The sequence below is a fragment of the Candidatus Izimaplasma bacterium HR1 genome, assembly GCA_000755705.1.
Taxonomy (GTDB): Bacteria; Bacillota_I; Bacilli_A; order Izemoplasmatales; family Izemoplasmataceae; genus Xianfuyuplasma.
The window spans coordinates 1,027,010-1,053,863 of the sequence record CP009415.1 but is presented as its reverse complement, the minus strand read 5'-3'; the positions used below and the strand labels follow the sequence as shown (position 1 = coordinate 1,053,863).

Genomic DNA, 26,854 nt, shown 5'->3' with positions numbered 1-26,854 from the left:
ATTCTCCTATCTGTCTATCTCAGGAGAACATACACCCATTGTGTCAACCCATAAAGCTGCATCATCAATACGTGTTCCTGGTAGATATTTTTCAATTCCTAGTAACCCTTGAGGATAACTAGCACCTCTTACTCCAATTCGGTAAGGATGAACACTCTTACCATCACTAACTATATAATAACCAAACTCTCCTCTTGAACTTTCAACTGTAGCATAAACATGTCCTTTTGGAACAGTCCATCTCATTGATTGTCCAGGAGCTACAGGTACTCTGACATCACCTTCTGGCATTTTTGCTAAACACTGACGAATTATTCCAATTGATTGGACTAATTCTTTTAATTTAATATCGACACGACTTCTCGCATCACTATAATCACTTACAGGTACTTCAAAATCAATTTTATCATATCTTGCATATGGCATTACTTTACGTAAATCATACGCTTTATTTACGGCACTTCTCATTCCAACTCCAGTAACTCCTAGTTCCCATACAACTTCTTCTGGAAGCATAATAGTATCTTTGATACGAGAGATGATTGTTGGATTTTCAATACCTAAATCACGGTATTCTGTATATCTACTTTCTAAATCATTAAGAAAGGCATGAATATCTACTTCAATTCCTTTTGGTAAATCTTTTCTAACTCCACCAGGGACGATGTATTGGTGATAAATACGGTGTCCGGTGATTTTTTCAAAGATATTTAGAATTGAATTTCGATCAGCATGAGCATGATACATTAATGTATAGTTACCAGTTGGACTACCAAGTCCACCATATGCCATTAAATGAATACTAATTCTTGCTAATTCTAAGATGATCATTCTTATATAATGAGCTCTTTCAGGCACTTCAAGTTTAGCTAATTTTTCAACACCCATTGCAAAAGCCATTTCATTGATATCAGGTTCAACAACACATACTCTAGGGATTAAACTAATATTGTTTACCCATGTATGACGTTCCATTCCTTTTTCAAATCCACGGTGAAGCATTCCCGGAAGTAAGTATGCACGTTTAATGATATCTCCATCAACATACATATGAATTGATGCATTACCATGCATCCCAGGATGCTGAGGTCCTAAAAATAATTTTAATTTTCTCATTATTTTTTACCTCCTTTTAGTCGTGAAATAAATGATTTTCTTTCAGTTCTTTTTTCTTGTTTACTTGGTTGATTATTTAAGTTTGTAAAATCTTTTGTGTACTCTCTTTTTGCAAAGTGAGCATCACTATAAGCACGTGGATCAAAATCTTTTCTTAAAGGAGGAATATCATCCCATTGCTCTAAGATTAATTGCTTATGATAGTCAGGATTACCAGGGAATTTTATTCCAAAGAATTCATGTGCTTCTCGTTCATAGTATTTACAACCTTCATAAATTGGCATAATACTATTCATTTCTGGATTAGTTCTGTTTATTCTTGTTCTAATTTGAACATGAACAGCTCTTTCCCAGTTCATAACAATATACACTAATTCAAATTCGTTTTCAGCGATCCAATCAATAGCACTTAAATAAGATAATTGAATCCATCCACTTGATTTTAAAACAGTTAAAATCTGATGGATATCATTTTTCTCAACTTCAAAGCTAACTTGATATTGATCAATAACTTCAGTTTTCTTAACTTTAAAACTTTTTTCTATTAAATTACGGGTAAATTCGATATTAGTCATGAAATTCATCCTCCACTCGCAATACTCCTAAAGAATCTATTTGATTTTTCTTATACCACTCATAGTTTTTCGCATAGCGTTTCCAACCATCAGCTTTTTTAGATTTGATTAAATCCATTAAATCAACAAATCCATTCATTACAGCTTCTGTATTTGGCATACAACCAGCTACATAACTATCAACTGGAATATATTGATCTAGTTGATTAATAACTGCATGAGAATCATGATAGATTCCACCGTTAATTGTACAACTACCAAATCCTACAACGTATTTAGGTTCACTCATTTGCTCGTATGTGTAGATTAAACGACGAAGTGTTTTAAGTGATAAGTAACCAGTAACTAATAATACGTCTGCTTGTCTAGGTGTAGCCATAGGACCCATACCTAAACGTTCCATATCATAAGCACTTGTCATCGCTGGTGGTAACTCAATCGCACAACAACCTGTACAATACATTAGCATCCATAATGAATTTCTTCTAAAGAAATCTCCTATTTCCCACCATTTACGATCCATAGCTTCTTGTTTAGCTTTAGGAATTGGACTAAACTTTGTTGATTCATATTTCCATTCGTTCATTTAAATCACCCACTTTAAGTAAATTGCCATAACAGCTTGAACCACTGCTAATAATAATGGCCATTTATAGAAGAATAAAACTACTTGATCGATTTTGAAACGACCATTTACATTACTAATTAAGTTTACAAATGTGTAAACACTAAAATATTTTATTAAGAAGATTCCAATTGTCGGAGCTCCTCCTAAGAATAAGTGGACAAACAAACTCACTTCAATAAAGATTGTGATTTCATGCATAATAAATAACATACCTAATTGTTTTCCACCATATTCAACCATTGGACCTGATGCAATTTCTGCTGGAGCTATATAAGTTTCAAATGGTTTTTTTCCTAACATTCCCATTAAACTCAATACTGCAACGACAAATCCAATTGGTAAAGCAATCATAAACCAGTTATTACCAGCAATTTGCTGAAATTCAGCAATCCCGCTAACACTTGAAGTTCCTGTTAATTTTATGATTGTCATAACAACAATCATAAATGGCACTTCATAAGCTAACATCGTAGTTAAAGCTCTCATAACTCCAATACTAGCAAGTGGGTTACCACTACCACTAGCACTCATAGCCATACCTAACATTCCAACAGCGATTAAGTAAACAAAGATAAAGAAATTATCAAAGTTTTCAAAAGCGACGATTGAGTTAGTTACTGGCATGAACATTGCAGTCGCAATAATTCCACCAAGAGCCATAATTACACCAAAGTCAAATATCCAACCATGTGTTGTAGCTCTTTTTGATAGTAATTTAAAGATGTCAATAAATTCTTGATACCATTTTGGTCCTCTTCTTTTTTGTAATCTCGCTACTACTTTTCGGTTAATTCCACCAATCGCAGTCTGCAATACAAATCCAAATAGGGCAACTCCCAAACCAATTAATACATTAATCATACGATTTCACCCCACAATAAGAAGATAATTGTTAATACGATAAATAATACTGTTACTTCTGGTTTATTTGTAAAGAAGAAGTATTTAACCACTCTACCAAATTCTTTTACTTTATTAGCTAGAGAATTGTAGAAGTTTTTCATAATATGAATATATTTTTCATATAGTCTTTCTAATGGAGCATAGAAATCAACACTGTAATGTAATAACTCTTCAGTGTAAACAAAGTTACCAGCAGTATAGGTATCCATTAAACCGACTTTTTTAGACTTTTTAAGGACGATAAAGATTAAGAAACTAACTGCAACTCCGATTCCGAAGATTGCTCCGATAAGACCAGGATTTAAGTCACCATTCTTACCAGTTATTGTCCATGTAGTTATAACTAATTGTTCAATATTTAATTCAACAAGAATTTTATTTATAAATACTAGAATATCCTTAGGATAAACTCCAGTAAAGATATTTAAAGCACTTAAGATTAATAGAGGTAACATCATTAATAACGGAACTTCTTTTATTGTTTTCTTATATTGTGGTAATTCTTGACCTAAGAATAAAGCAGCTAAAGGTCTAAATACATATAAGAAGCTACCAATACTACCGAAGAATGTTGCGATAGCGATAAAGATTAACCCTTCATCAATAACACTTTGGAAGATTAACCATTTACTAACAAATCCACCCATTGGTGGAATTCCTGCCATACTGATTATTGCAATCAAGTAAACTAAATAAGTAACTGGCATTTTGTGGATAATTCCACCCAACTGACTCATCTTTGCAGTTCCCGTTTGACGTTTAACAGCACCAATTGCAAGGAATGCTGCTGTTGAAGCTAATGCATGTGCTAAGACGTGGTATAAAGCACCACTAACACTTGTATTACTCATAATTGCAAGTCCTACTAAGATATAACCAGCATTACTCATAGAAGAATAAGCAAGTAATTTTTTAGCATCATCTTGTCTAATAGCCATCAATGTCCCAAAGACAATTGTTAAAGCCCCTAAGACTGTAATTAAGTAGTGCGTAACTTGCATATCTAAAACTTCAATATTGTATGTTACAGGCATTACTTTTAATAATCCAATTACAGCGATAAATGCTCCTAATTTTTCTAACCCACCACTAAATACTGAAGTAACAGGATCTGGTGCATGTGTTAATACCTTAGGTAACCAGATATGAAGTGGAAACGCTCCTAATTTTGCAAATCCTGCAATCATTAATAGGATAAATACTAATACTCTATTAGAACCAGATATAGCACTTAATGAACTAGCAATTTCAAAACTTCCACCGTTACTAGCACTCATGATTAAAATTGCAAATAGTAATGCAAAACTACCAAAGGCACTAAAACCATAATACCAAGAAGCTGCTTTTTTACTTTTACCTAGAGGAATTAAGAATAAACTTGACCAAACAACTAACTCGAAGAAAAAGAATAGTACTATAAAGTTGTTAGTAAAGAATACACCGATAACACCTGCTAAACTGAATAGATAAAGCATTGAGTATAAACTTGGATATTTATATTTGTCGATGAAATAAGGATTAAAGAACGAAACCATAAAGAACACGAATGTCACAATAATTCCGAAATACAAACTAAGATTTTCTACACCATAAGTAACGAATGGTAATAAATCACTAGTTGTATCTAACCCATTATTAAATCCATAATATGCAATACTTACAAAAGCAAATCCTGAAGCTAAAATCGTAACTGAACCAGATAGTACTTTATTAAGTTTTCCAAGTAAGTAAGCGAGGACACCAGCGACTAATACTATTATTAAAATCATTTCTAAACTAGCCATTATAGAATCCCTCCTATCATGAAGTTAGTATAATTATTTAAGATTTCTCTCAATGGTTCAAAATAAATTCCAAATACGACGATAGCTAATGCGATAACAACAACGATATATTTAGTTACATTATCAAATTTAACTTTTTTAACTTCGCCTTTTTCAAACCATAATTTAATTAATATTTTGATGAAGTAAACACCTTCAACAACACTAGAAGCTAGAATCGCAATAACAAACAATAAATTGCCATTATCAACTAATGTCATTAAGATATTCATCTTAACAATGAAACCAATGAATAAAGGTAAACCTAATACACTTAATACTGTGATTGAGAATGCAGCACCAACTAATTTGTTTTCAGTAAACAATCCGCGAAGATCATTAACTTCATCAGTTTCAGTTTGGTCTGTAACAGTATTTACGATCAAGAATAACACTAACTTGCTGAAACCATTTAAGATAGCTAGAACTAAACCAAACCAGGTAAACCCTAATACAAATAACATAATTACAATTGCTGCTTGAGCGATACTACTAAAGAGTAATACTTCTCGTAATTTACTACTAGCATAAGCCATCGCTTCTCCAGCTAAAATACTAAAGATTAAGACAACAGATATAATTAACATCAGTTGATCACTAATAACAAATACATTTGTTAGTAATCTACCAAATACTAATGCCATAGTTGTCGCATAAACACTAGCAATCATCGGTCCACTAAGTTTATTAGAACTTCCTAATATTCCTTTAACCCATGAATTGAATGGTAATAACTTAGCTTCAACACCAAGTCCAATAAACATTAATAAGAATGGTAAGGCAACTTGTGTAGCTGTTGCACTACTTGCTGTGATGTTCACAGCTAAATCAGCCATATTCAATGTACCAAACATTGCGTATAAGATAATTAAACCTAATAAGTATAAACTACTTCCAACAGTACCAAGTACTAAATAATTAAATGTAGCAACTGGCTTCTTGTTTGTAGTTGTGATTAAGTAAGCAGCAATTCCACTTACTTCAATAAATACGAACAAGTTGAATAAATCTCCTGTAAGTAATAAACCATTTAATCCTGCTAAAGCAACTAATAAGATAGAAGCCATCTTAGCATATTTTCTAAAAGTTACAGCTACAACTAAGAAGAATAAGATATTCACAATATAAATACCTGTAAAGCTATAACTATCTAAAATTAAACTAATTCCGTATGGTGCAGCAAATCCACCAATTGTAACGGTACCTAATTCAATAAGATCAAATCCTAATAATACAAGAATTCCAAAAGAAACCACAAGTAGTAAGTAAGGAGCAATTTTCTTATTTAAGATACTGACAAATGCTGCTAACAAGGGAATACTAATTATCAATACAACACTCATTATTCTTCCCCCATTTCATCAAGTTCAAATGTACCATGTTTTAGATACATTTTTCTTGCTAACGCAAGCCCTAAAGCTGTTGTTCCAACACCAATTACGATAGCTGTTAAAACTAAAGCTTGTGGTAATGGATCTACAAAATTAACACTATTGTTATTTGATACTAAAGTATAGATTGGAGCAATACCACCATGAACATACCCAGTACTAATAATAAAGATATTTAACCCGATTTCTAAAATATTTAATGAAATTATAATTTTGATAACATTTCGTCTAGTTAAAATTCCATACAGTCCTAACATCATTAGGAATATAGCTACAAATTGCAACATATTATACTCCCTCCTCTGTCAAGAAATTATCGATAATACCAGATATTTCACTACCAACTTTTAAACCGATTAGGACATAAATAATTGGGACAATACCAGCACTAAACAATTCTCCTAAAACACCATTATTTAAGAAGTTAACTAAGAAGTAATCAAATGCGAATAATCCAACTAAACCGATTATTACATATATACTTCCTGCAACACTTTCAAGAACTTTGAATCCTGATACTTTAGTTCTAAACTGATCATCAGCTAAATACAGTAATAAAATACTACTAGCGATCATCGTTCCACCAGGAAAACCTCCACCAGGAGTTAAATGTCCATGAATTGTAACAAATACACCAGTCATAAGAATAATCCCAAACAATGCTCTACTACCAACTCGTAACATAAAGTTTGGTTTAAAGTTTAATTCAAGTCTTCTCTTATTTCCAGCTGCCAAAAGTAAAGCTACTCCTAAAGATGAAACAAATAACACTGTGATTTCTCCAAGTGTATCAAAACTTCTATAATCAGCAACAATCGCCGTAACGATATTTGCAGGACCACTTTCTAAATCAGTTGATTCACCGAAATCTACTACTGCATTATCCTCAGTAGTATCACGATTTATATAACCACTACTAACTCTTTCACTTACATCCGCTTCACCGTAATCTGGGAATAAAACATTATTGTTTAAACTAATAATGATTAAAACCCCTAGTAATAGTGCAACAACTAAACCTAAGAAATTCTTCATGATTTGTGTCCCACCTTTCTAACACCTAGTAAAGTAAACACAAATAAACTCGTTACTAAACCACTACCAATAACAGCTTCAGTTACAGCCACATCTGGTGCTTTCATAATTACGAATGCGATAACACTCAGCATACTTAGTGATGACATAAACATTACACCTCTAATTAAAGACTTTGCGTTAATCGCTAAGAAAGCTAAGATAAGAAGTAAAACACTAATAAATAAACTTAGATAATCAATTAACTCCATATTAGTAAAATATTCAATTATACTACTCATCATCTTCACCTCCATAAACATCTTTCAAATCATCTTGAACTAAATTTGAAGGTAATGGTTCACTTCGATATGCTGCTTTAGCAAGTACCGATGAACCAATTGGATTTGATAAAGCAATAAATACAATAATCAAACCAACTTTTAATAACCAATCAGGGTGGCTAATACCCACACCTATTAACAAACTAAAAGCTCCTAATGTAGTTGCTTTAGTTCCTGCTTGAATTCTGTTAAATACATCTGGCATTCTTAAAACGCCTAGTCCACCTAAGAGGAAGAATAATCCACCGATTATCATAAAAACATAACTAACTATTTCCATTTTTACCCTCCAAGTATCTTGCGAATACAATTGTTTCTAAAAATGCTAATATAGCGTAAACAATTGCAATATCAAGATATAGTGAATTTTCAAATTGGTGTGCTAAAAATACTATTACACCGATCACTATAATGTTGAATGTATCAAGAGATACAATTCTATTTGCCATGGTTGGACCTTTAATAAGTCTAATAATCGCAAATAGCATTCCTAATCCTATGAGAAGGAATACAATAATATCTAATATCATTTAAAAATCCCTCCTAGTATTTTTTCAAAAGGTTCTTTGATGTTTTGTTGCTTCTCTTCACTTGTTTCACCTTTAACTTCAACAGTATGGACATAAAGACTATTCTCTTCTACATCAATACTTAATGTACCTGGAGTTAAGGTAATTGAATTTGCTAAAGTCAATTTTGCAAAATCCCCCTCAAGTTCAGTATCAACTTTGATGATTCCAGGATTTAATGGAATCTTCGGACTTAATACTCTTCTTGCGACATCAATGTTAGCTAAAATCAATTGCCAGATGAATACAAATAAATAGACAAAAATGAATTTAACTAATCTTATTGGAAATAGTGCATCTATCTTGTAATCAACATATTTTGCGATAATCAATGTTAATACAAGACTCACAATAGCTCCTAATATTAATTCCTGAACAACAAAGCCTGATAATAATACATAGACAAGAAATAATACAAGAAAAGTTGCTAAATATTTCATAATTTTACCTCCTTATTTAATTTACTCTTTTCATATATTTTGAGCTTGATAATCAGATTGGTGTTGTCTTTAAATGGCCACTTAAGCCATTTGTAGATACCAGCATTAATCTTTTCATCAAGATTGTAGAGACCAAAATCCCCGAGGCCCATTCCGTACTTCTTCGTATATTGCTCATATATGTGATCCATTATGTTCCTATCTTTTATTCCTGAAGTAATTCGCAAATCAAATTCGCTTCCCACATTAACTTCAAAAATGTCGCTAAGAACAAATAGTTTCCCATATTCACCCATCAAATGAACAATATTACTGTTGAAACGATTAATAATATTAACCATTTCATCTAAAATCACGTTCTCAATATATTTAAGCAAATTCTCTTGATATCCACCTTCTCTTAGTAGTGAACATTCAAGTAAAATCTGATTATAGATTAACTGTGTGTAGATTGGTGAAACATAAATAAAATCATATTTTCTAAAATCATTTTTTAAGAACTCATAGTCCTTAATCTCTTCAAACTTTGTTTCAAGAAACTTATCAATCGCATCAAAAGTTGAAATCTTATAAATCTCACTTCTAAAATCAGAAAAGAAATTTGCTTTTTCAAATCCTGTATATTCAACTTCTTTAATTATTATTTTCTTCCGCTCGCTTTTGCTCAGTTTCATTTCATTTACAACTTTGCTAACACTAAGAGTATCAATATCAGTTATTACTACTTTGTCAAAATACTTCGTAAAAAAATACAGCGAAAAATCTTCCATTTTCCCTGCGCCAATGATTAGTGCTTGTCTAAAATTTTTGTTTTTTTGAAGTGTAGAATTTAGGATAATATCAACTTGCTTAGAAAAAGATAAATTCACACTACTTCTTTTTGTAAAACTTTGGTTTAGCTTATTGTTAAAACTTTGAATTATACTCATCTATAATCACCACAAATACTATTATAACTAATATCCATAGGCTCAACAAGAACTATTTAGTATGCGAAACATATAAATATGGCCAAGTTTGGTCGTTTTCACACTTACAAAGCCAAGAAACTGTCTTTTTGTTCGCATACTAATTATAAATTTTGTGATTTACATAATGTTTCTATAAATTTATGAAAACTTTTCATTAACTAATTTATAAAAAAAAGACTCTTGTTATAAACAAGAGTCTTTTATATGATGTTTTTTTCTTACGCTAATTGAAAATAATCTAAAATGTTGTTTTGCTTTTCTGTTTTCGGATCAAACTTAAACACTTTGAAGAAGAATTGAACTAAGTATCCTGCAACTATAATCATAACTACTGTACCTACGCCAAATTGTCCTCCTAATAGGATGCCAATTCCAAGAACAATAAATTCTATTGTAATTTTAATATATTTCACTTGGAAATTTGTGATTCTTGCTAAACCAACAAACAATCCATCTCTTGGTCCGGGACCAAGTCTTGATGCAATGTAAAAACTTCTACCTAGTGTAGTAAATAGTATCCCGAAAATTAGTACAATTATTTGCAAAACTAAATCATCAGGCATAACAGGATAAATTTTATCAAATAGATCAATTAAAGGTCCAACAATAAAGACATTTAGAATCGTTCCAAGACCCACTTTTGTTCCAAGAAAAAAGATTGAAAGCAATAAAATAATTGCTCCAACTATCATTGTTCCGCTTCCGAAACTTAACCAACTAACTTGAATAGCTAATCCATCATGAAATACACCCCAGCTACTCATACCTAGTAAAGAAATTTTTGTTAAATATATACCCAAAGCTAAAACTATGAAACCTAAAAATAGTTTTGGTAAACGTTTTAAATCTTCTAAGAATAGTTTCATAATTAACACCTTCTTCATTCCGCATTATACAATACAATTATTAATAAATAAAGTCTAATTGTTTAAAAAATATTATAGTAATGTTATTATGTTTTAGAGGTGGTATTTTATGCTTACGATAATTAAAGAACAAGCAAAAACAAGAAACAATATTTTAATGTTTGGATTATTGTTTATAATGTTTTTGGCCTTATACGTTTTTTTAGATTTTGAAGGAAATTCAAATTACCTAATAATGACGAGAAATTTTGGTATTGGAGTTACGATAATTCATGTCATAATTAATATATTAATTGCTACGTTATCTTCTATAATGGTCGGATTTAGTATTATTAATTATAAGTTAACAAAAGTTGAAGCAAAAGGTTCAAATGCTATCCCTTTTATAACATTTCTTTTTGGTATTTTAACTTTTGGATGTACTTCTTGTGTTGTTGCTTTCTTAAGTGCTGTGGGTATAGCGTTTACTCCACTAGTACTACCTAACGGAAACTTGCTTTGGAAGTTAGCTGCTTTACTATTTGTAGTACTAGGATTTGTATTTGTCATGTACTCAATAAAAAATACAAAATGTAAAATTAAAGAATAAGCTTTTATAGCTTATTTTTATTTTACTTTATCTTAATATCATATATAATTATTACGAGGTGAATACAATGAAAAATATTGTTACATTCAAAATTTTACATACAAGTGATATTCATGGTTATATTTATCCTAATTCTTACACAACAAAACAAGAAGGTGATTTTGGTTTAGCTAAATTATCTACATTGATAAAAAGTGTGAAAGATGAAAAGACAATTCTAATTGATTCTGGAGATACAATACAGGGTAGTCCTTTAACTTATTATTACTCTAAACAAGATCAAGATAATGCAAATCCTTTAGCTAATGTACTCAATGAGATTGGTTTTGATTATGTTACTATAGGTAATCATGACTTTAATTATGGAAAAGAGTATTTATTAGGTTATTTGAATCACCTGGATGCAAAAATATTAAACTGTAATTTATTGGATATCAAAACCAAGAATCCTTTTAAAGGTATAACTGAAGACATTATGATTATTGATGGTGTCAAGATTGGTTTAATTGGTGTAACAACACATTATATACCAAACTGGGAACAACCTTCTAACATAGAGAATATTGATATCTTAGATGCTTTTGAATCTACTAAGAAACAAGTAAATTCATTAAGAGACAAAGTTGATTTCCTAATCGTTAGTTACCATGGTGGTTTTGAAAGAGATTTGGAAACAAATGAATTACTAACAATTGATACTTCAGAGAATCAAGGTAGTAAAATTCTTAATGAGATAGAAGGAATAGATTTACTTCTTACAGGACATCAACATCGTTCATTATTTGGTACCCGAAACAAAACTATTTATACACAACCAGGATATAATGCGCAAAACTTAGCAGTGGTTGTTATAGAATATAATAAGGATTCAAAATCATATCAAGTTTTGGAAAACAAATTACTGGATTTACAAAATATAAAGGCTGATCAAAAAGTACTGGATTTAGTCAAAGAAATTGAAGATGAAACACAAAAGTATTTAGACACACCTGTTGGTCATATAGAGAATGATTTACTAATTTTAGATCAATTAGATGCTAGAATAAATAAACACCCAATCATCTCTTTGATTAATCATATCCAAATGAAATATACTAATGCTGATATTGCCTTATGTGGTTTAGCTAATGAAGTATCAGGATTTAGAAAAGATATTAGTATTAGAGATGTTATAGGTACATATGTTTATCCTAATACATTGGTAGTTAAAAAAATGGATGGAAGAACGCTCAAACTGGCATTAGAAAAAACCGCTGAGTTCTTTGATTTAAAAGATGGGGAAATTGTTGTTAGTGACGAATTTAATCATCCTAAACTACAGTTATATGCATATGATATGTATGACGGAATTGAATATACAATTAAAGTTGGGAATAAAAAAGGTGAAAGAATCACTTCTTTAACTAAAAACGGAATAACGATTAATGATAATGATGAATTTAGTGTTTGTATGAATAATTATAGAAGTTCTGGTGGTGGTGATTACTTCTTTATCAAAGACTGTGAAGTAATCAATGATACACAAACAGAAATCATTGATTTGTTAGTTGATTATATCGTTGAAACTAAAGATATAAAGATTCCTCATAAAGACAACATCAAAGTTATTAAATAGTGTTGTGGAATTTAGTTTTTTTTAGTACACTATACTGTTAATACTTAAGAGGAGTGACTAAAATGAGAAAATACTTAATCGGAATACTACTAATACTTACACTTTCGCTAAGTGCATGTGATTTTGGTAATAGTCCAATAATAGAACTAGATACAATTGATAAAGTCAAAAGTGAATTAGTCCTTGATGACGAAATTGAAAATATTACTTTACCAACAACTATTGATGGTGTTGAAATTACTTGGGAATCAGATGTCGAAAACACTTTGACTTCAAATTACACAATTATTCAACGTGCAGAAGATAGAGATATAACTCTTACCGCATATTTAATATTTGAAGGTAGAATGTTAATTAAAACCTTTGAAGTGACAGTTATAAAAACTGAAATCAATACTGAATATACAGATTATTATTCTGGTGCTGGTGGTTTAACTGGTGAAGCTCTAAAAACATTTTTACATTATTTAATTGATGATCATACCGAGTTATCATATGGTGCTTTAAGACAAGCTTTACAAGTAACTGATGAAGATCCAAATAATACTGACAATGTTCTCCTTTTCTATACAGGAGACAGTGTAGATAGTACTTGGGATTATGGAGCTACTTGGAATAGAGAACATGTATGGCCAAAAAGTTTAGGTGATATGTCTGATAATGATGCAGAACATAATGATTTGCATCACATAAGAGCTACAGATCCAGACGTTAACGGTGCAAGAGGAAACAAAGAATTTGATGAAGGTGGAACTTTAGTTAAAAACACAACTGGTTGTTTCTCTGATGGTAATTCTTTTGAACCTCGTAACGAAGTTAAAGGTGATGTTGCTAGAATTATATTCTATATGGCCGTTAGATACGAAGGTACAAACGGTGAAATAGATTTAGAAGTCATCGAATCATTAACTGGTTCAGCTCCTACTATTGGAGTATTATCAATATTAATTCAATGGCATTTACAAGATCCTGTAGATGATGCTGAACGAAATAGAAATGACTTAGTCTTTGGTTATCAAGGGAATCGTAATCCGTTTATCGATCATCCTGAATTTGTCGGATTGATTTGGGGTAGTAATTAATAAGAAAAGGAGCTAAATTTTAGCTCCTTTATTTTTTTGTAGGTGTATCTTATTTTTATTCTACTTCTTCTTCAATCTCTACTTCAATTTCTACTTCTTCTTGATCTCTTTTCACATGAAAAGGATCCAGTTTTATTACTACTTTGTATAAATCATCTTCAATTTTATAAACATCGATACGATGTCCTTCTTCACCTTTTTCATTAACAAATGCTACTAAATCTTCTTTTGAAGTGAACATTTTAGTTTTTTGCTTAGGCCCCCTAGGTCTTCTAGGTCTATCAAAAGGTGGACGACCTTCAAAATGAGGTCTTCTTCTTTCATCATCTTTAAAATCTACATGAATATGTTTTTCATGTCTCTCATGTCTCTCATGTCTCTCATGAGGTCTTTCGTCTCTAAATTCTCTCTCACGTTTATCTCGTGGGTAGTGTTTCACATACACTTTTTTTTCCATATTGTGTTCTCTCTCTCTCACACCTACAGAATATATTATAAACCTTTTAAAAAAAAGTGTCAAATTAAGACACTTTTTTACTTACAATTCTTTTGATATCCTCAATATCTAATTCACTAAGAATTATCCCAATAAGAACTAAAGCCATTCCTATTCCCATATTATTACTAAATATATCTCCATAAAGCCAAACCGCGAATAATGGACCAAATAAACTTTCAGTTGATATTAGAATTGCAGCTTCAGCTTCATTAGTATTCTTTTGTCCAATACTTTGAAATATAAAAGCTACAAATGAAGCAAAGAATCCAATGATAATTGCGTATATTAGAATTCTAACGCTTTCCACATCTTGAAAATCTACAGGCGGTGCACCATCCTTAACAACCATGACAATGAATGCTACAACACTAAATAATAGTAACTGAAACGCCATTAATACAACAAGATCAACTTGTTTAGCTTTCTTCCCTAAGAAATAAATATGTATTGCGTAGAAGAAAGCGCCTATAAACGTTAATGAATCCCCAAAGTTTATCCCTGATTCTAACTCATTGAAATTAACTGTTATAAAGAGAATACCTATTAAAGTAATAATTCCTGCTAAGATAGTTTTAAAGTGAATATGTTTTCTCTCAAATATATAAATAATACCAGGCATTAAGACAATATATCCTGCGGTAATTAATGCATTGTTTGAAGGAGTTGTGTTAGCTAACCCCCATGTTTGGAAATAGAATCCTAAATATAAGAATACACCAAGGAATACTCCCCATTTAATTGTTTCCTTATTTGTCTTCATTATTCTTTTAAAATATAAAGCAAAGATAGCGATGGTTGCTGTAAAAAAGCGGACAAATAGTAATTCACTTTCTGTCCATCCAAAATCTAAAATTGTTTTATTAACGTAAAATCCAAATCCCCAGATAAGTCCTGCGGCTACAAGAACAATTCTTGCTAATGTACGATTCATCTAATCACCTCGATGCTAATGGTATTATATAGTATATTATTAGAATTGAAAAGCGATTTTTTAAAGCCTTTACATTTCTAGCGATTTGTAATAAAATATAGGGTCCTAGACTTACAAGGAGGTGGATAATATGTTTACAATTAAATACAACGAGAAATCAGTTGAATACAAAGAACATATTAGAGTAAATGAATTATTAGAAAATGAAAATAAGGTATATCCTGTAGCGTTAGTAAATAATAGACTTCGTGAATTAAGTTACATGTTTGGATATGATGCTGAAGTTGAATTTTTAACTTTAGATCATCCCGAAGCAGTACATATCTATGAAGCATCATTACGTTACTTAATAGCGATGGCTTTTAAAAATATATATCCAGAATACGAAATCAAGTTTAAATATAGCGTTTCTAGAAGTATTTTTTGCTATGTAGTAAATGATAATACTATTCAAATTGAAGAGGTATTAGAAAATATAGATAAAGAGCTTAAGAGATTAATAGCATTAGATATTCCATTTGAAAGAATGACTAAAACAGTTAAAGAAGCTAAAGAATTCTATCAAAGAAACTTTTATCAAGATCGTATTGATATTTTGGAATATCGACCTGAGAAGAAAGTTCACTTCTACCGTTGCAATGGGTACCAAAATTATGTATATAGTTATATGGTTCCTAGTACTGGTTATTTAACAAAATACAAAATGAGACCTTATGATATTGGTTTTGTAATTCAGTATCCGCGTGCGGAAACTGATTCGAAAATTCCAAAATTCAAAAACTCGCCAAAATATATTGAAACATTAAGAGATGCAAGTACTTGGGCTCATTTAGTTGAAGCTGACACTATTGCTAATTTAAATCGTCATGTAGAAAAAGACAGTGTTGTTGATTTTGTTCATATGTGTGAGGCAAAACATAACGCAATGTTAACTGAGATTGGTGATTTAATAAAAGATAATGATGATATCAGATTAATTGCTATTGCTGGTCCATCTAGTAGTGGTAAGACAACTTTTAGTAATAGACTGCGAATCGAGTTAATGACTAGAGGATTAAAACCAGTAACAATTAGCTTAGATGATTACTACTTAAATAGAGAAGATATTCCAACAGATAAAAATGGTAAAGTTGATTTAGAACATATTAATACTTTAGATATTGAATTGTTCAATCAAAACATGACTGACTTAATTAAAGGAATCGAAGTAGAAATGCCTGTCTTTGATTTCACAACCAAACGTCGTGGAGGTTATCGTAAGCTCAAAGTAGGAACAGATAATCCAATTATTATTGAAGGAATCCATGCTTTAAATGATAAATTGACAAGCAGTATCCCTCATGAGCAAACATTTAAGATTTATATAAGTCCCCAATTACAAATGAACTTAGATGATCATAATCCAATTAGCATTACTAATGTACGTTTACTTAGACGTATCGTTAGAGATAAACAGTTTAGAAATGCTAGTGCATTAAGAACAATTGGAATGTGGGAAAGTGTTCGTGCCGGAGAATTTAAATGGATTTATCCTAACCAAGAACATGCTGATTATGTATATAACTCAGGACTACAATATGAATTAAGTGTTCTTAAGAAATATGCATTACCTACATTAAAAGAAATTGCTAATGATAGTGAATTCTATATTACAGCAAATAGATTAATAAAATTCTTAAAGTATTTCGTTGATATTCCTGATGAACATGTACCATGTAATAGTTTATTACGTGAATTCATCGGTGGTAGTTGCTTTAGAGAGTAATTGACCATTTAAATAAATTAAACACTGTAAAAGTTATAAAATAACTTAATACAGTGTTTTTTTAATATAACAACCTTACTAACTACTATTTCTAAATTTGCTTCTTTTCGGTAGTTTTCGTCCATTATATAGAAGGTTTTAGACACTCTTCACAGTCAACCACTTCAGTACTTATTTGATTAAAAAGTTCAAAAAAAAGAGGATTACTCCTCTTTTGAAAATTTTTCTAAGTCTTTTCCATCCATTCTAAATGGAATCCAACCACGTAATGGTTTAGCTCCCAAATTTTCATAGAATCGAATTGAAGGTTTGTTCCACTCTAGACAATTCCATTCAAAACGTAAGCAATCATTTTCTAATGCAATACGTGCTAAATATTTAAGCACTTTTTTACCAATTCCTTTACCTCTTTCCTTGTCTTCAACAAAGAAATCCTCTAAGTGTAATGTTGGTCTTGCTAAGAATGTAGAGAAAGAGTAATAATAAATTGCGAATCCAATAGGTTCACCGTCTCTTCTAACAAAGATAACTTCAGCACGTTCATCATCAAAAATATTCTTCACAATATCTTCAACTGAAGCTTTCACGTATTTCCTCATTCTTTCGTATCTAGCTAATTCTTTGACGAAGTATAAGATTTTGTCTGCTTCTTCTCTTTTAGCTCTCGTAATAGTAATTTCGCTCATTTATTCATCACTTCCTTTTCATTTAATTTTTCTTATTTATATTTTATCATATTTTTAGTTTTTTTTATAGTTTTTATGCGATATAAAAAAAATTAAAAAAGTGTTTTCAAAATCAGTTAATGTGTTATAATGTGCGTGTGAAAGCGTTTTTAGTATCTTTGAAAAGGAGTAGAATTATGTTTAAAAATATTGAAGAAATGATTAAATTTGTACAAGAAGAAAAAGTTGAAGTAATTGATTTTAAAGTTGTTGATATGAAAGGTAGATGGCATCGTCTAACTATCACTTCTCAAAAACTAGATAAATCTGTAATGGAAAAAGGAATTGGTTTTGATGGTAGTAGTTATGGATTCTTAACAGTTGAGAAATCTGATATGGTGATGATTCCAGATCCTGCTAGTTGTTTCTTAGATGAATATAAAGAACACAAGACAATTGTTTGTATAGCCGACATTTACCAAATTGATGGAAATAATTTAATTAGATTTGAAGATGATCCAAGATATATCGCTGAAAAAACTGAAAGTTTTATGCGTGATAATAACTTAGCAGATGAATGCTTACTTGGTCCTGAATTTGAGTTTTTCGTTTTAGATCATGTATCATATAAAAACACAAACCAACATATGGAAGTAAAACTTGATAGTGCACAGGCAAACTGGAATAGCAGTGATGATAGTTATAAAAATATCGGTTATACTGTTCCTCATCATGGTGGATACCATGTTGATAGTCCTTGGGATGCTAGTTATGAATTTAGAACTGCTGTTAGTTTAGCTAGTGAACGAGCTAATATTCCAATTAAATATCATCATAGTGAAAATGGTGGACCTGGACAAGTTGAAATTGAAGTAAATTTTGCTGGAATCAAAGAAATGGCAGATAGAACAATGAAGATCAAAAACATTTTGAATCTTACTGCATTTAAAATGCGTAAAAGTGTAACATTTATGCCAAAACCTTTTGTAGATGAATGTGGGAATGGAATGCATGTTCATATTCAACTTAAAAATAAAAATGAATGGATTATGTATGATAAAAAAGGATATGCTGAATTAAGTGATATAGCCCATTATGCTATTGGTGGAATTTTAAAACATGCAAAAGCAATTACGGCAATTACTAATCCTTCTACTAACTCATATAAACGTTTAGTACCTGGTTATGAAGCACCAGTAACTATTGGTTATGCTACTGCTAATAGAAGTGCAGTTATCCGTATTCCCGGATACACAATCCAAGAAGATGAAAAGCGTTTTGAACTACGTAGCCCAGATGCTACTGCTAATCCTTATTTAGCATATAGTGCAATTATGATGGCAGCATTTGATGGAATTAAAAACAAGATCCATCCGAATGATATTGGTTTTAAACCTTATGACTTCAACTTATACACTTTAAGTCCTGAAGAGCAAAAGAAAGTTAAAACCTTACCAACTACTTTGATGGAAGCCGCTAAGGAGTTAGAAAAAGATTATGAGTTTTTACTACAAGGTAATGTCTTTAGTAAAAATATTATCAATAATCATCTAAAAAGAATTAAAGAAGAATATTTACTCGTTAATAAAATGCCTCATCCAATTGAATTTGAGATGTATTATAGTTTGTAAAAAAAAGGAGCTAAATTTTAGCTCCTTTAATCTTTTTGTATGCTACTTAAATATAAAATGATTTTTTGCTTATCGTTAAGTGTAAATTGATGACTTGAATCTTTTAGAAACTCAATTAAATGTGCATCTACTAAAACTTTATATACTGCTTTAAATTTCTTGAATTTAGTTTGCGATAAATTTAAGTTTTCATCAATTTGTCTGAATCTATTGTTTGTATCTAATGTTGTATAGATTTTTTCTTCTTGATAAGAACGCATTACTTTTAACATGTTCATTAAAGCACGTTTATTTTGTTTATTAGTAAGATATGGTTTGATTTTCTCATAATCAGTTGTTTTCGCTTTAGTTGTTTTTGCTTTTGTTGTTACTGGTGCTTTTGATTCTACTATAACGCGATAATCATTAATGATTAAGATTTTATCAGTTGATGATTTAAAGACGATTCTTTGTGAATCATCTGGTGTTGCTACTAACCATACTTGTTTATTGAATTTACGTAATGTATTCATTACGATAGAATAATCACTATCACTTGTTAAAAATACAAATAAATCAAATGCTGGGTTTCCAACATGTAATTTCTCTAATGCATCAACACTGATCATTAAATCAGCACGATTTTTTTTACCTGTTATATGTGGTGCATCTTCGATTGTGAAGTTTAATTCACTTAGTTGATTTCTATATCGTTTTAGAGTTGATGATTCTCCAATGGCTTTCTTTAATCCAAAGACGGCTTTTTCTGCGCCTTCAAATTCATTTGTTACTTGTAATCTAATATCATCTAGTAAGTCTTCAAGACTTATTAACCCTTTAATGTTTTCTACATCTAAGTATATAGCTACGTTTACTGTCTTCATAATTTCCTCCTTTTTACTTCTTTTTTATTATAACACACTATTAAAAAGAAAGAACTATTTAGAATAGTTCTATTTTTTATAGTATTTTGCTAATCCACCTATACTTGTTTCACGGTAATTTTCATTTAAGTCTTTTCCTGTTTCCATCATTGTATGAACAACTGTATCAAATGATATTTTTCTACTACCCATTAATAGGAAAGATAATTCACTTGCGTTGATTGCTCTATGAGCAGCAACGGCATTTCTTTCAATACAAGGTATTTGAACATGTCCTTTTACTGGATCACAAGTTAGACCTAAGTGATGTTCTAAGGCAATCTCTGCTGCGTATTCAATTGTATCAATATTGTTATTAAATAATTCACTATGAGCAGCTGCAGCCATACTGCATGCTGTTCCTACTTCTGCTTGGCATCCTGCTTCTGCTCCACTGATAGAAGCATTGTGTTTTATAATATTACCTATTAACCCTGCTGTTGCTAAAGCGTCTAAAATACGGATGTCACTGAACTTATGAATATCTCTTAAATAATATAGTACACTTGGTAAAACACCACTAGCACCGCATGTCGGTGCTGTAACTACTGTTCCACTGTTTGCATTAACTTCACTAACTGCATAAGCGTATGCACTAACTAGTCTTAATTGATTACTTGTAGTTAAGTTTTGATTATATAGTAAGCTTCGCGCTTTTCTTACGACTTCTAATTCTCCTGGTAATACTCCTTCAGTGTGAAGTCCAAGATTAATTGAATCTTTCATTTGAAACCAAATAGTTTCTAAAAATTCTTTGAAGTCTTTGTCTTCATACTTATATACATATTCATAAAGTCTAAGATTATTCTCTTTACAATATTTTTGAATTTCATCAAAGTTTTTATGAGGATAAATATGTTTAGATTCTTCATATTTATCTCCTTGTTTTAGGATACTTCCTCCACCGATTGAATAGTAACGATCATTAGCTATTAATTCATCACCTTTATAGACTAATACATCCATAGTATTAGGATGTTCAATATCACAATTCGAACTAAAAACTACTTCAACGTTTTCTAAGATATCTTCAATAACTTTATCAGTTAAATGCCCTTTTCCAGTTAAACTTAAAGAACCATACAATACTACTTTATATCTGTCAGCATCATACTCACTTTTAACACGATTACAAATTCTTTCAGGTCCAATTGTGTGCGAACTTGAAGGGCCTCTACCAATTTTGTATAACTCTCTTATTGATTCCATATGAACACCTCACTTGGGTTTATTCATTTTTATAATAACACTAAAAATAATAAATACAAGTACAAAAAAAACTCAGATTTCTGAGTTTAGTTTGCTAGTTCTTCAGTTTCTAATTTTTTAAGAAAATCATGTAGTGGTTGTTCAGGTACAAAACCAACGTTTTGTCCAAGTACATCGCTACCTTTAAAGAATAATAATGTAGGAACACTACTTACTCCATATTCACCTGCTTGAGGATGACTATTTGCATCTGCTGCTATGAATACTACATTTTCTAAATCTTCTACACCACTAAGTTTTTCAAAGACTGGTTTTAACATTTTACATGGTGGACAAGTTGTTGTGGCAAATTTTACTATGGCGATTTTTCCTTCTTCTAAATGATCTTGAATTGATTCATTACTTTTTAATTCTACTAACATAATATCACTCCTTTTTTAAATACATTTGTATTCTACTCCTAAGTGTAATTTTTTTCAAATAGTTTGCTCACGAACTTTAGTCTGATATGCTATAATGAACTGAGGTGATTTTATGGTAAACAATGTTATACCATTTGTTCATAGTTTATTACGTGATAATGTAACTAAAACCGATGTTGTAGTTGATGCTACTTGTGGGAACGGTAATGACACTTTGTTACTAGCGGAATTAAGTAAATTTGTATATGCATTTGACGTTCAAGATGTAGCAATTAGTAATACTGAAATGTTACTTAATGAAAGTAATGTGAGTAATTATAAAATCATCCAAGATTCTCATGAGAATCTTGGTAACTATATTGATAGTGAGTTAAAGGCGGTTACTTTTAATTTAGGTTATCTACCGGGTAGTGATAAAAGTATCCAAACTTCATTCAAAAGTACAATAAAGGCTATTGAGGATTCACTTAGTTTACTTGTAAGTGGTGGTATAATTACGATAATTCTTTATGTCGGACATAATGGTGGATTAGATGAGGCAAACGAGGTAAATAGCTTTTCAAAACAACTAAATAGAAAAGCATATAAAGTTCTTCAATATAGTTTTATAAATAGGGATACTTCTCCTTATGTAATAGTTATTGAAAAACATTAGATTAGTGATATAATGTAATGTTACTGAGGTGAGAAAGATGAAAAAATTATTTACAATATTATTGTTATTATTGATTAGTTTTACTCTGAGTTCTTGTGATAAAGAACCAGAAATTACTGTTGAAGATTATTTAGAAGTCTATTACTTAAATGATTTTCATGGAGCGCTTACTCCAAGTAGTGATCAATTAGGAATATCTTATATTGCTAATTTAGTTAATACAGCACAAACAGAAACTCCAGAAAACTCTATATTCATTGTTGGTGGAGATATGTTACAAGGTAGTGCATTAAGTAATTACTATGATGGTTTAAGTACAATTAATTTACTTAATTTAATGGGATTAGATGCTTTTACACTTGGAAACCATGAATTTGATTGGGGTCTAGATGTTATTGCTACTTATAAAGATGGTAATTTAGAAAATGGTGAAGCAGACTTTCCGTTTTTAGGTGCTAATATTTATTATGAAGGTACAACAACCAGTCCTGATTGGATTGATCCATATGTAATTCTTGAAAGAGGAGAACATAAGATTGGTGTTATTGGAACAATGGGGTATGGTTTAGAATATGCAATAGCTCAAAGCAAAATTGATGGTTATGAATTTGGTGACCCTGTTGAAGCTATTGAACATTATAGTGAATATTTAAGAACTACTGAGGGATGCGACATTATAATTGTTTCCTCACATGACTCTGGTAGCTATTTGAATAATGAATTACTACGTTTACCTGATGCAGCAAGAGTTGATGCCATTTTTAATGGACATTCTCATTCATCTTATCAAAGAATTGATAATGATGTAGCTATTGTTCAATCAGGAAGTAATGGTGAATTTGTTGGTTATGTTAAATGGGATTTCAGATTTGATCCTGTAGATATCGAGGTTGATAATATCGATGCATATGGATCAGCACTATTAGATGTAGCAGACCCAGATGTTGAAGCATTATTAAATCAATATATTGCTGAGACTGATGAATTCTTAGGAGACGTTATTATTACAAGTAATGATAACTATTCTAAAGGTGAACTTAGTTGGTGGTTAACAGATTTAATGAGAGAAGTTACACAAAGTGATATAGCTTTCCACAACTATGGTGGAACTAGATCAGATATTAGTTTAGGTGAAGAGATATCATTAAGTACGTTATATGATATTTGGCCATTTGATAACATTATTAAAACTGTTTTGCTAAGAGGAGATACAATAAAAGTCTTAATTAACAGTGGTGATTTAGCTTATAGTAGTGATATATCATTATTTGAAGATGATGTACTTTACCGAGTAGCTACAAATGATTATGTTTTTGATAAAACAACTAACCCATTTATTAATGGTGAAGATATCGTTAATACTGGTATTGTCATTAGAAATTTAGTTAATGATGAGTTATTATTACAAAGTGAAGAGTATTCAGATTTTTCTACTAGAAATAGTTTTATGATAGATCACAATGATTACGTAATCGAAGAATAAAAAAACAAAAGACGATTTTTAATCGTCTTTTTTAATTACCCATATCAAATACTATTTTCCACTTACCTTCTTCTTTTTGCCATGTTGTTACGTATTTCCCAATCTCTTTAAATTCTTTATCTTCAATCTTATAAGTTCTTATATATGTACCTGTAGTAACTCCCAAAGTGCTATCTTTACTTATAAAAGCATGAAGTGGTTCCCAGGTAAAATCAATATTATCTAAGCGATAAATCATTCCTACTAAACTCACCATTTTACTTCTATCTTTGATGTATGCTTCATGTTTAGGAGTACCCATTATTGCTTTTTTAGATAAGTATTTAGCCCAGCTTTCTACACCTGTTTTTTGTGACTCCAGACAAAACAGTTTATCTAACTCCATTAGTTCTTTAATTTCCTTTTTCATATTATCACCTATTTAAATTATATCTTATATTTTTGAAGTATGTAAGTGGTTTCTTATTGAATTACAAGTGCTTTCATATATGATATAATAGAAGCGCCGTAGGAGGTTATATTATGAAGAAATATATTTTAGGTATTATACTAATATTAGTTGTTGCTTTAAGTGGTTGTAGATCTGGTGTTAATACCGATGTAACATTTAGTATCGATAGTGATACTGTGGTTTCACAATTCGAGGGAGAAAATTTTGTTAAACTTTATGATGTTAGTGCTAGTGATTATCTTGGAAAAGATATTAGTGCTTTTATTGAAGTTAGAGGTACTTATGATTTAGATGTACCCGGTAACTACAATATATCATTATATGTAGCTGATGATTACGGGAATAACGGTGAAATTAATATTGTTTTAGAAGTTAAAGAAATCACATGTGAAATAGATGACACTCAAGAAAAATGTATAATCCATATTGAGAGTATTAATTTTAGTGAAGTTACTAATAATATAACAGGATTATATTTAGATGATTTTGTGAAAATAACTGTTGAAGTTACTCCGCAAAATGCTGATAACAGAACAATTATTTTTAGTTCAAGTGATGAGACAGTTGCTACTGTTTCTGAATATGGTTTTGTCTTTGCTCATAAAGTAGGTACAGTAACAATTACTGCAAAAAGCGAAGATGGAAGTTTTGAAATTACAAAAGAAATCTCAGTTTGGGAGAAAACATGTGATGTCGATCCTTTGCAAGACAAATGTGCAGCTGATATTCTAGATGATCAATCAAGAATTGTAACACTTGGTTCTAGTAATGTTAGTGGTACTAATTATAATGAAGTGTATGTTAATAATCGAGTTTATTATCAAATATATGTTAGAACATTTGCTGATTCTGATGGTAACTATAAAGGTGATATTAATGGTATCATTGATAACTTACAATATTTAAAAGATCTAGGTGTTGGGGGAATATGGTTAATGCCTGTTACTGAATCTAGAAGTGATCATGGTTATGAAGTTGATGACTATTTTGATATTGATAGTGAATACGGTACAATGAGTGATTTTGAAGACTTACTTGTTGCTGCTGATTTACTAGACATTGATATTATAATAGATTTAGTTATAAACCATATGGGAGCTTATAATGAAATTTTCCAAGACGTTTTAAGAAATGGGACTAATAGTGATTATTACAATTGGTTTAGCTGGTTAGATAGTGATGATCCTAAAGCAAGTTATAAAGGTTCTTGGGGACAAACAATTTGGTATGCTCCTGAAGGTAGAGAATGGTTAAAGGACGGATTCTTTGATATCCATCCTAGTTTATATGATAAGGTTTATTGTGGTTACTTTAGTGATTGGATGCCTGATCTAAATTTAGAAAATCCTGAAGTTAGACAATATCTCGAAGATGTAGGAGAGTTTTGGTTAAATAAAGGTGTTGCTGGTTTTAGAATGGATGCGACTAGTCATTTCTATGCTAATAACGAACACTTTGGATTAAATAATCATGAAGAGAACGTTGCTTACTTAACAGAGTATTTTAGTTTCTTAGAAACTGTTAACCCTGAAGTGTTTGTTGTTGCGGAAGCTTGGGAAGGTTATGGAACTTATGCTAGTTACAATGCATCTGGTGTTAGTACGATAAACTTTGAGTCAAATTATAAAATTAAAGATGCTGTTAACGGAAATTATATCAATTTCGCAGAAAGCATTAATGCTGTATACAATGAATACAGTAAGTATAACCCTGATTTCATCGATGCACCGTTTATATCGCATCATGACGGCTTAGGACGTATCGCTTCTCATACTGGTGGTTTTGAAGAAACAAGACTAGCTGCGGAGGTTCTACTGACTTTAACAGGTAATCCGATTATTTACTATGGTGATGAAGTTGGAATGAAAGGTGTTTCTAATACGAGAAACAATATGATCTGGGGGAGTTACTATAGTGGTTTATTTGCAGCAAGTATTGATATCAATACTGATACAGTTGATGAGCAATTATTGGATCCCGATTCATTACTAAGTGTTTATACTAATATAGCTAATGTTAGAAATGATTCTCTAGCTTTAAGCTATGGTGATTTCACACCATACCAAGATGGTTATCTAGAAGGTTACTACCGTGCATTTGAAAATGGTGAAGATAAAGAGGTTGTTGTTGTTTTATTCAATTTCACAAATACATTCTTTATTCCAATACCTGATGAATTTACATCATATGAAATCATGTACCGTACCAATGATTCAAACTTTGGAGGAATTAGTCCAAACAGTACAATGATTATTAAAATCCCTTGGGATTTATATGAAAGTCTAAACTAAAATAAAAAGGTCTGAATTTAATTC

Annotated in this window: 29 protein-coding genes; 8 read left to right on the top strand and 21 right to left on the bottom strand. The window is 30.8% G+C overall.

The window, feature by feature from the left end; all coding sequences use genetic code 11:
- Positions 1-6 precede the first annotated feature (6 nt).
- From KQ51_RS05145 to KQ51_RS05080, 14 genes are all read right to left on the bottom strand, one after another.
- Entirely contained in the window at positions 7-1,116 is a 1,110-nt protein-coding gene (locus KQ51_RS05145) for an NADH-quinone oxidoreductase subunit D (protein ID WP_038469734.1), read from the bottom strand.
- Entirely contained in the window at positions 1,116-1,691 is a 576-nt protein-coding gene (locus tag KQ51_RS05140; RefSeq protein WP_052609223.1) for an NADH-quinone oxidoreductase subunit C, read from the bottom strand. Before KQ51_RS05140 ends, KQ51_RS05145 begins: the two co-directional genes overlap by 1 nt.
- The gene (gene nuoB, locus KQ51_RS05135) at positions 1,684-2,277 is read right to left on the bottom strand and encodes an NADH-quinone oxidoreductase subunit NuoB (RefSeq protein WP_437178346.1); all 594 of its coding nucleotides are present in this window, start codon (positions 2,275-2,277) and stop codon (positions 1,684-1,686) included. Before nuoB ends, KQ51_RS05140 begins: the two co-directional genes overlap by 8 nt.
- On the bottom strand, positions 2,278-3,180 hold the full coding sequence (locus KQ51_RS05130) for a respiratory chain complex I subunit 1 family protein (RefSeq protein WP_038469731.1): 903 nt from the start codon (positions 3,178-3,180) through the stop codon (positions 2,278-2,280).
- Positions 3,177-5,006 (bottom strand): proton-conducting transporter transmembrane domain-containing protein, encoded by a 1,830-nt coding sequence (locus KQ51_RS05125; protein ID WP_038469728.1) that lies wholly within the window; start codon positions 5,004-5,006, stop codon positions 3,177-3,179. Before KQ51_RS05125 ends, KQ51_RS05130 begins: the two co-directional genes overlap by 4 nt.
- The gene (locus KQ51_RS05120; protein WP_052609222.1) at positions 5,006-6,388 is read right to left on the bottom strand and encodes a complex I subunit 5 family protein; all 1,383 of its coding nucleotides are present in this window, start codon (positions 6,386-6,388) and stop codon (positions 5,006-5,008) included. Before KQ51_RS05120 ends, KQ51_RS05125 begins: the two co-directional genes overlap by 1 nt.
- Positions 6,388-6,723 (bottom strand): sodium:proton antiporter, encoded by a 336-nt coding sequence (locus KQ51_RS05115; RefSeq protein WP_038469725.1) that lies wholly within the window; start codon positions 6,721-6,723, stop codon positions 6,388-6,390. Before KQ51_RS05115 ends, KQ51_RS05120 begins: the two co-directional genes overlap by 1 nt.
- Before the next feature lies 1 nt (position 6,724).
- Positions 6,725-7,471 (bottom strand): hydrogen gas-evolving membrane-bound hydrogenase subunit E, encoded by a 747-nt coding sequence (gene mbhE, locus KQ51_RS05110; protein WP_038469722.1) that lies wholly within the window; start codon positions 7,469-7,471, stop codon positions 6,725-6,727.
- On the bottom strand, positions 7,468-7,752 hold the full coding sequence (locus tag KQ51_RS05105; protein WP_232957999.1) for a hydrogenase subunit MbhD domain-containing protein: 285 nt from the start codon (positions 7,750-7,752) through the stop codon (positions 7,468-7,470). The genes mbhE and KQ51_RS05105 overlap by 4 nt, the downstream gene beginning before the upstream one ends.
- Complete coding sequence (gene mnhG / locus KQ51_RS05100) at positions 7,745-8,074, bottom strand: monovalent cation/H(+) antiporter subunit G (RefSeq protein WP_038469714.1); 330 nt, start codon at positions 8,072-8,074, stop codon at positions 7,745-7,747. Before mnhG ends, KQ51_RS05105 begins: the two co-directional genes overlap by 8 nt.
- The gene (locus KQ51_RS05095) at positions 8,061-8,324 is read right to left on the bottom strand and encodes a monovalent cation/H+ antiporter complex subunit F (RefSeq protein ID WP_038469711.1); all 264 of its coding nucleotides are present in this window, start codon (positions 8,322-8,324) and stop codon (positions 8,061-8,063) included. Before KQ51_RS05095 ends, mnhG begins: the two co-directional genes overlap by 14 nt.
- Positions 8,321-8,803, bottom strand: a complete 483-nt coding sequence (locus KQ51_RS05090) for a Na+/H+ antiporter subunit E (RefSeq protein ID WP_038469708.1) — start codon at positions 8,801-8,803, stop codon at positions 8,321-8,323. Before KQ51_RS05090 ends, KQ51_RS05095 begins: the two co-directional genes overlap by 4 nt.
- A complete protein-coding gene (locus KQ51_RS05085; protein ID WP_038469705.1) occupies positions 8,800-9,732 on the bottom strand; it encodes a hypothetical protein in 933 nt (310 codons plus the stop codon). The genes KQ51_RS05090 and KQ51_RS05085 overlap by 4 nt, the downstream gene beginning before the upstream one ends.
- Positions 9,733-9,992: 260 nt before the next feature.
- Positions 9,993-10,640 carry a YczE/YyaS/YitT family protein gene (locus KQ51_RS05080; RefSeq protein WP_038469702.1) on the bottom strand — a complete coding sequence of 216 codons (648 nt, stop codon included), beginning with the start codon at positions 10,638-10,640 and terminating at the stop codon, positions 9,993-9,995.
- A gap of 109 nt (positions 10,641-10,749) precedes the next feature.
- Here KQ51_RS05080 and KQ51_RS05075 point away from each other — a divergent pair, with 109 nt between their 5' ends.
- The 3 genes from KQ51_RS05075 to KQ51_RS05065 all read left to right on the top strand — a co-directional run bounded on the left by KQ51_RS05075 (position 10,750) and on the right by KQ51_RS05065 (position 13,926).
- Positions 10,750-11,229, top strand: coding sequence for a hypothetical protein (locus KQ51_RS05075; RefSeq protein ID WP_038469700.1), 480 nt, complete (start codon positions 10,750-10,752; stop codon positions 11,227-11,229).
- 67 nt (positions 11,230-11,296) lie between these two features.
- Positions 11,297-12,844, top strand: coding sequence for a bifunctional metallophosphatase/5'-nucleotidase (locus KQ51_RS05070; protein WP_038469697.1), 1,548 nt, complete (start codon positions 11,297-11,299; stop codon positions 12,842-12,844).
- Between the two features lie 62 nt (positions 12,845-12,906).
- Entirely contained in the window at positions 12,907-13,926 is a 1,020-nt protein-coding gene (locus KQ51_RS05065) for an endonuclease (RefSeq protein WP_096334941.1), read from the top strand.
- A 55-nt stretch (positions 13,927-13,981) separates the two neighbouring features.
- Here KQ51_RS05065 and KQ51_RS05060 read toward each other — a convergent pair whose 3' ends face one another.
- Positions 13,982-14,383, bottom strand: coding sequence for a hypothetical protein (locus KQ51_RS05060; protein WP_038469694.1), 402 nt, complete (start codon positions 14,381-14,383; stop codon positions 13,982-13,984).
- A 64-nt stretch (positions 14,384-14,447) separates the two neighbouring features.
- Positions 14,448-15,356 (bottom strand): DMT family transporter, encoded by a 909-nt coding sequence (locus tag KQ51_RS05055; RefSeq protein WP_038469692.1) that lies wholly within the window; start codon positions 15,354-15,356, stop codon positions 14,448-14,450.
- A gap of 130 nt (positions 15,357-15,486) precedes the next feature.
- Between KQ51_RS05055 and KQ51_RS05050 the strand changes: the two genes are divergently transcribed.
- Entirely contained in the window at positions 15,487-17,121 is a 1,635-nt protein-coding gene (locus KQ51_RS05050; RefSeq protein ID WP_038469688.1) for a nucleoside kinase, read from the top strand.
- 203 nt (positions 17,122-17,324) lie between these two features.
- On the opposite strand, the gene KQ51_RS05045 is transcribed toward KQ51_RS05050, so the two are convergent.
- A complete protein-coding gene (locus KQ51_RS05045) occupies positions 17,325-17,807 on the bottom strand; it encodes a GNAT family N-acetyltransferase (RefSeq protein ID WP_038469686.1) in 483 nt (160 codons plus the stop codon).
- A gap of 176 nt (positions 17,808-17,983) precedes the next feature.
- Between KQ51_RS05045 and glnA the strand changes: the two genes are divergently transcribed.
- The gene (gene glnA / locus KQ51_RS05040; RefSeq protein WP_052609218.1) at positions 17,984-19,417 is read left to right on the top strand and encodes a type I glutamate--ammonia ligase; all 1,434 of its coding nucleotides are present in this window, start codon (positions 17,984-17,986) and stop codon (positions 19,415-19,417) included.
- 26 nt (positions 19,418-19,443) lie between these two features.
- On the opposite strand, the gene KQ51_RS09420 is transcribed toward glnA, so the two are convergent.
- The 3 genes from KQ51_RS09420 to KQ51_RS05025 all read right to left on the bottom strand — a co-directional run bounded on the left by KQ51_RS09420 (position 19,444) and on the right by KQ51_RS05025 (position 21,950).
- Positions 19,444-20,280, bottom strand: a complete 837-nt coding sequence (locus tag KQ51_RS09420; protein WP_052609216.1) for an NYN domain-containing protein — start codon at positions 20,278-20,280, stop codon at positions 19,444-19,446.
- Between the two features lie 69 nt (positions 20,281-20,349).
- Entirely contained in the window at positions 20,350-21,528 is a 1,179-nt protein-coding gene (locus KQ51_RS05030) for an L-serine ammonia-lyase, iron-sulfur-dependent, subunit alpha (protein ID WP_038469683.1), read from the bottom strand.
- Between the two features lie 86 nt (positions 21,529-21,614).
- Positions 21,615-21,950 carry a thioredoxin family protein gene (locus KQ51_RS05025; protein WP_038469680.1) on the bottom strand — a complete coding sequence of 112 codons (336 nt, stop codon included), beginning with the start codon at positions 21,948-21,950 and terminating at the stop codon, positions 21,615-21,617.
- Between the two features lie 112 nt (positions 21,951-22,062).
- Here KQ51_RS05025 and KQ51_RS05020 point away from each other — a divergent pair, with 112 nt between their 5' ends.
- Complete coding sequence (locus tag KQ51_RS05020) at positions 22,063-22,605, top strand: tRNA (mnm(5)s(2)U34)-methyltransferase (RefSeq protein ID WP_038469679.1); 543 nt, start codon at positions 22,063-22,065, stop codon at positions 22,603-22,605.
- A 37-nt stretch (positions 22,606-22,642) separates the two neighbouring features.
- A complete protein-coding gene (locus KQ51_RS05015) occupies positions 22,643-24,088 on the top strand; it encodes a bifunctional metallophosphatase/5'-nucleotidase (protein ID WP_038469677.1) in 1,446 nt (481 codons plus the stop codon).
- 31 nt (positions 24,089-24,119) lie between these two features.
- Here the strand turns inward: KQ51_RS05015 and KQ51_RS05010 are convergent, their stop codons facing one another.
- On the bottom strand, positions 24,120-24,497 hold the full coding sequence (locus KQ51_RS05010) for a nuclear transport factor 2 family protein (RefSeq protein ID WP_038469675.1): 378 nt from the start codon (positions 24,495-24,497) through the stop codon (positions 24,120-24,122).
- A 113-nt stretch (positions 24,498-24,610) separates the two neighbouring features.
- Between KQ51_RS05010 and KQ51_RS05005 the strand changes: the two genes are divergently transcribed.
- The gene (locus KQ51_RS05005; RefSeq protein WP_038469673.1) at positions 24,611-26,830 is read left to right on the top strand and encodes an alpha-amylase family glycosyl hydrolase; all 2,220 of its coding nucleotides are present in this window, start codon (positions 24,611-24,613) and stop codon (positions 26,828-26,830) included.
- Positions 26,831-26,854 lie beyond the last annotated feature (24 nt).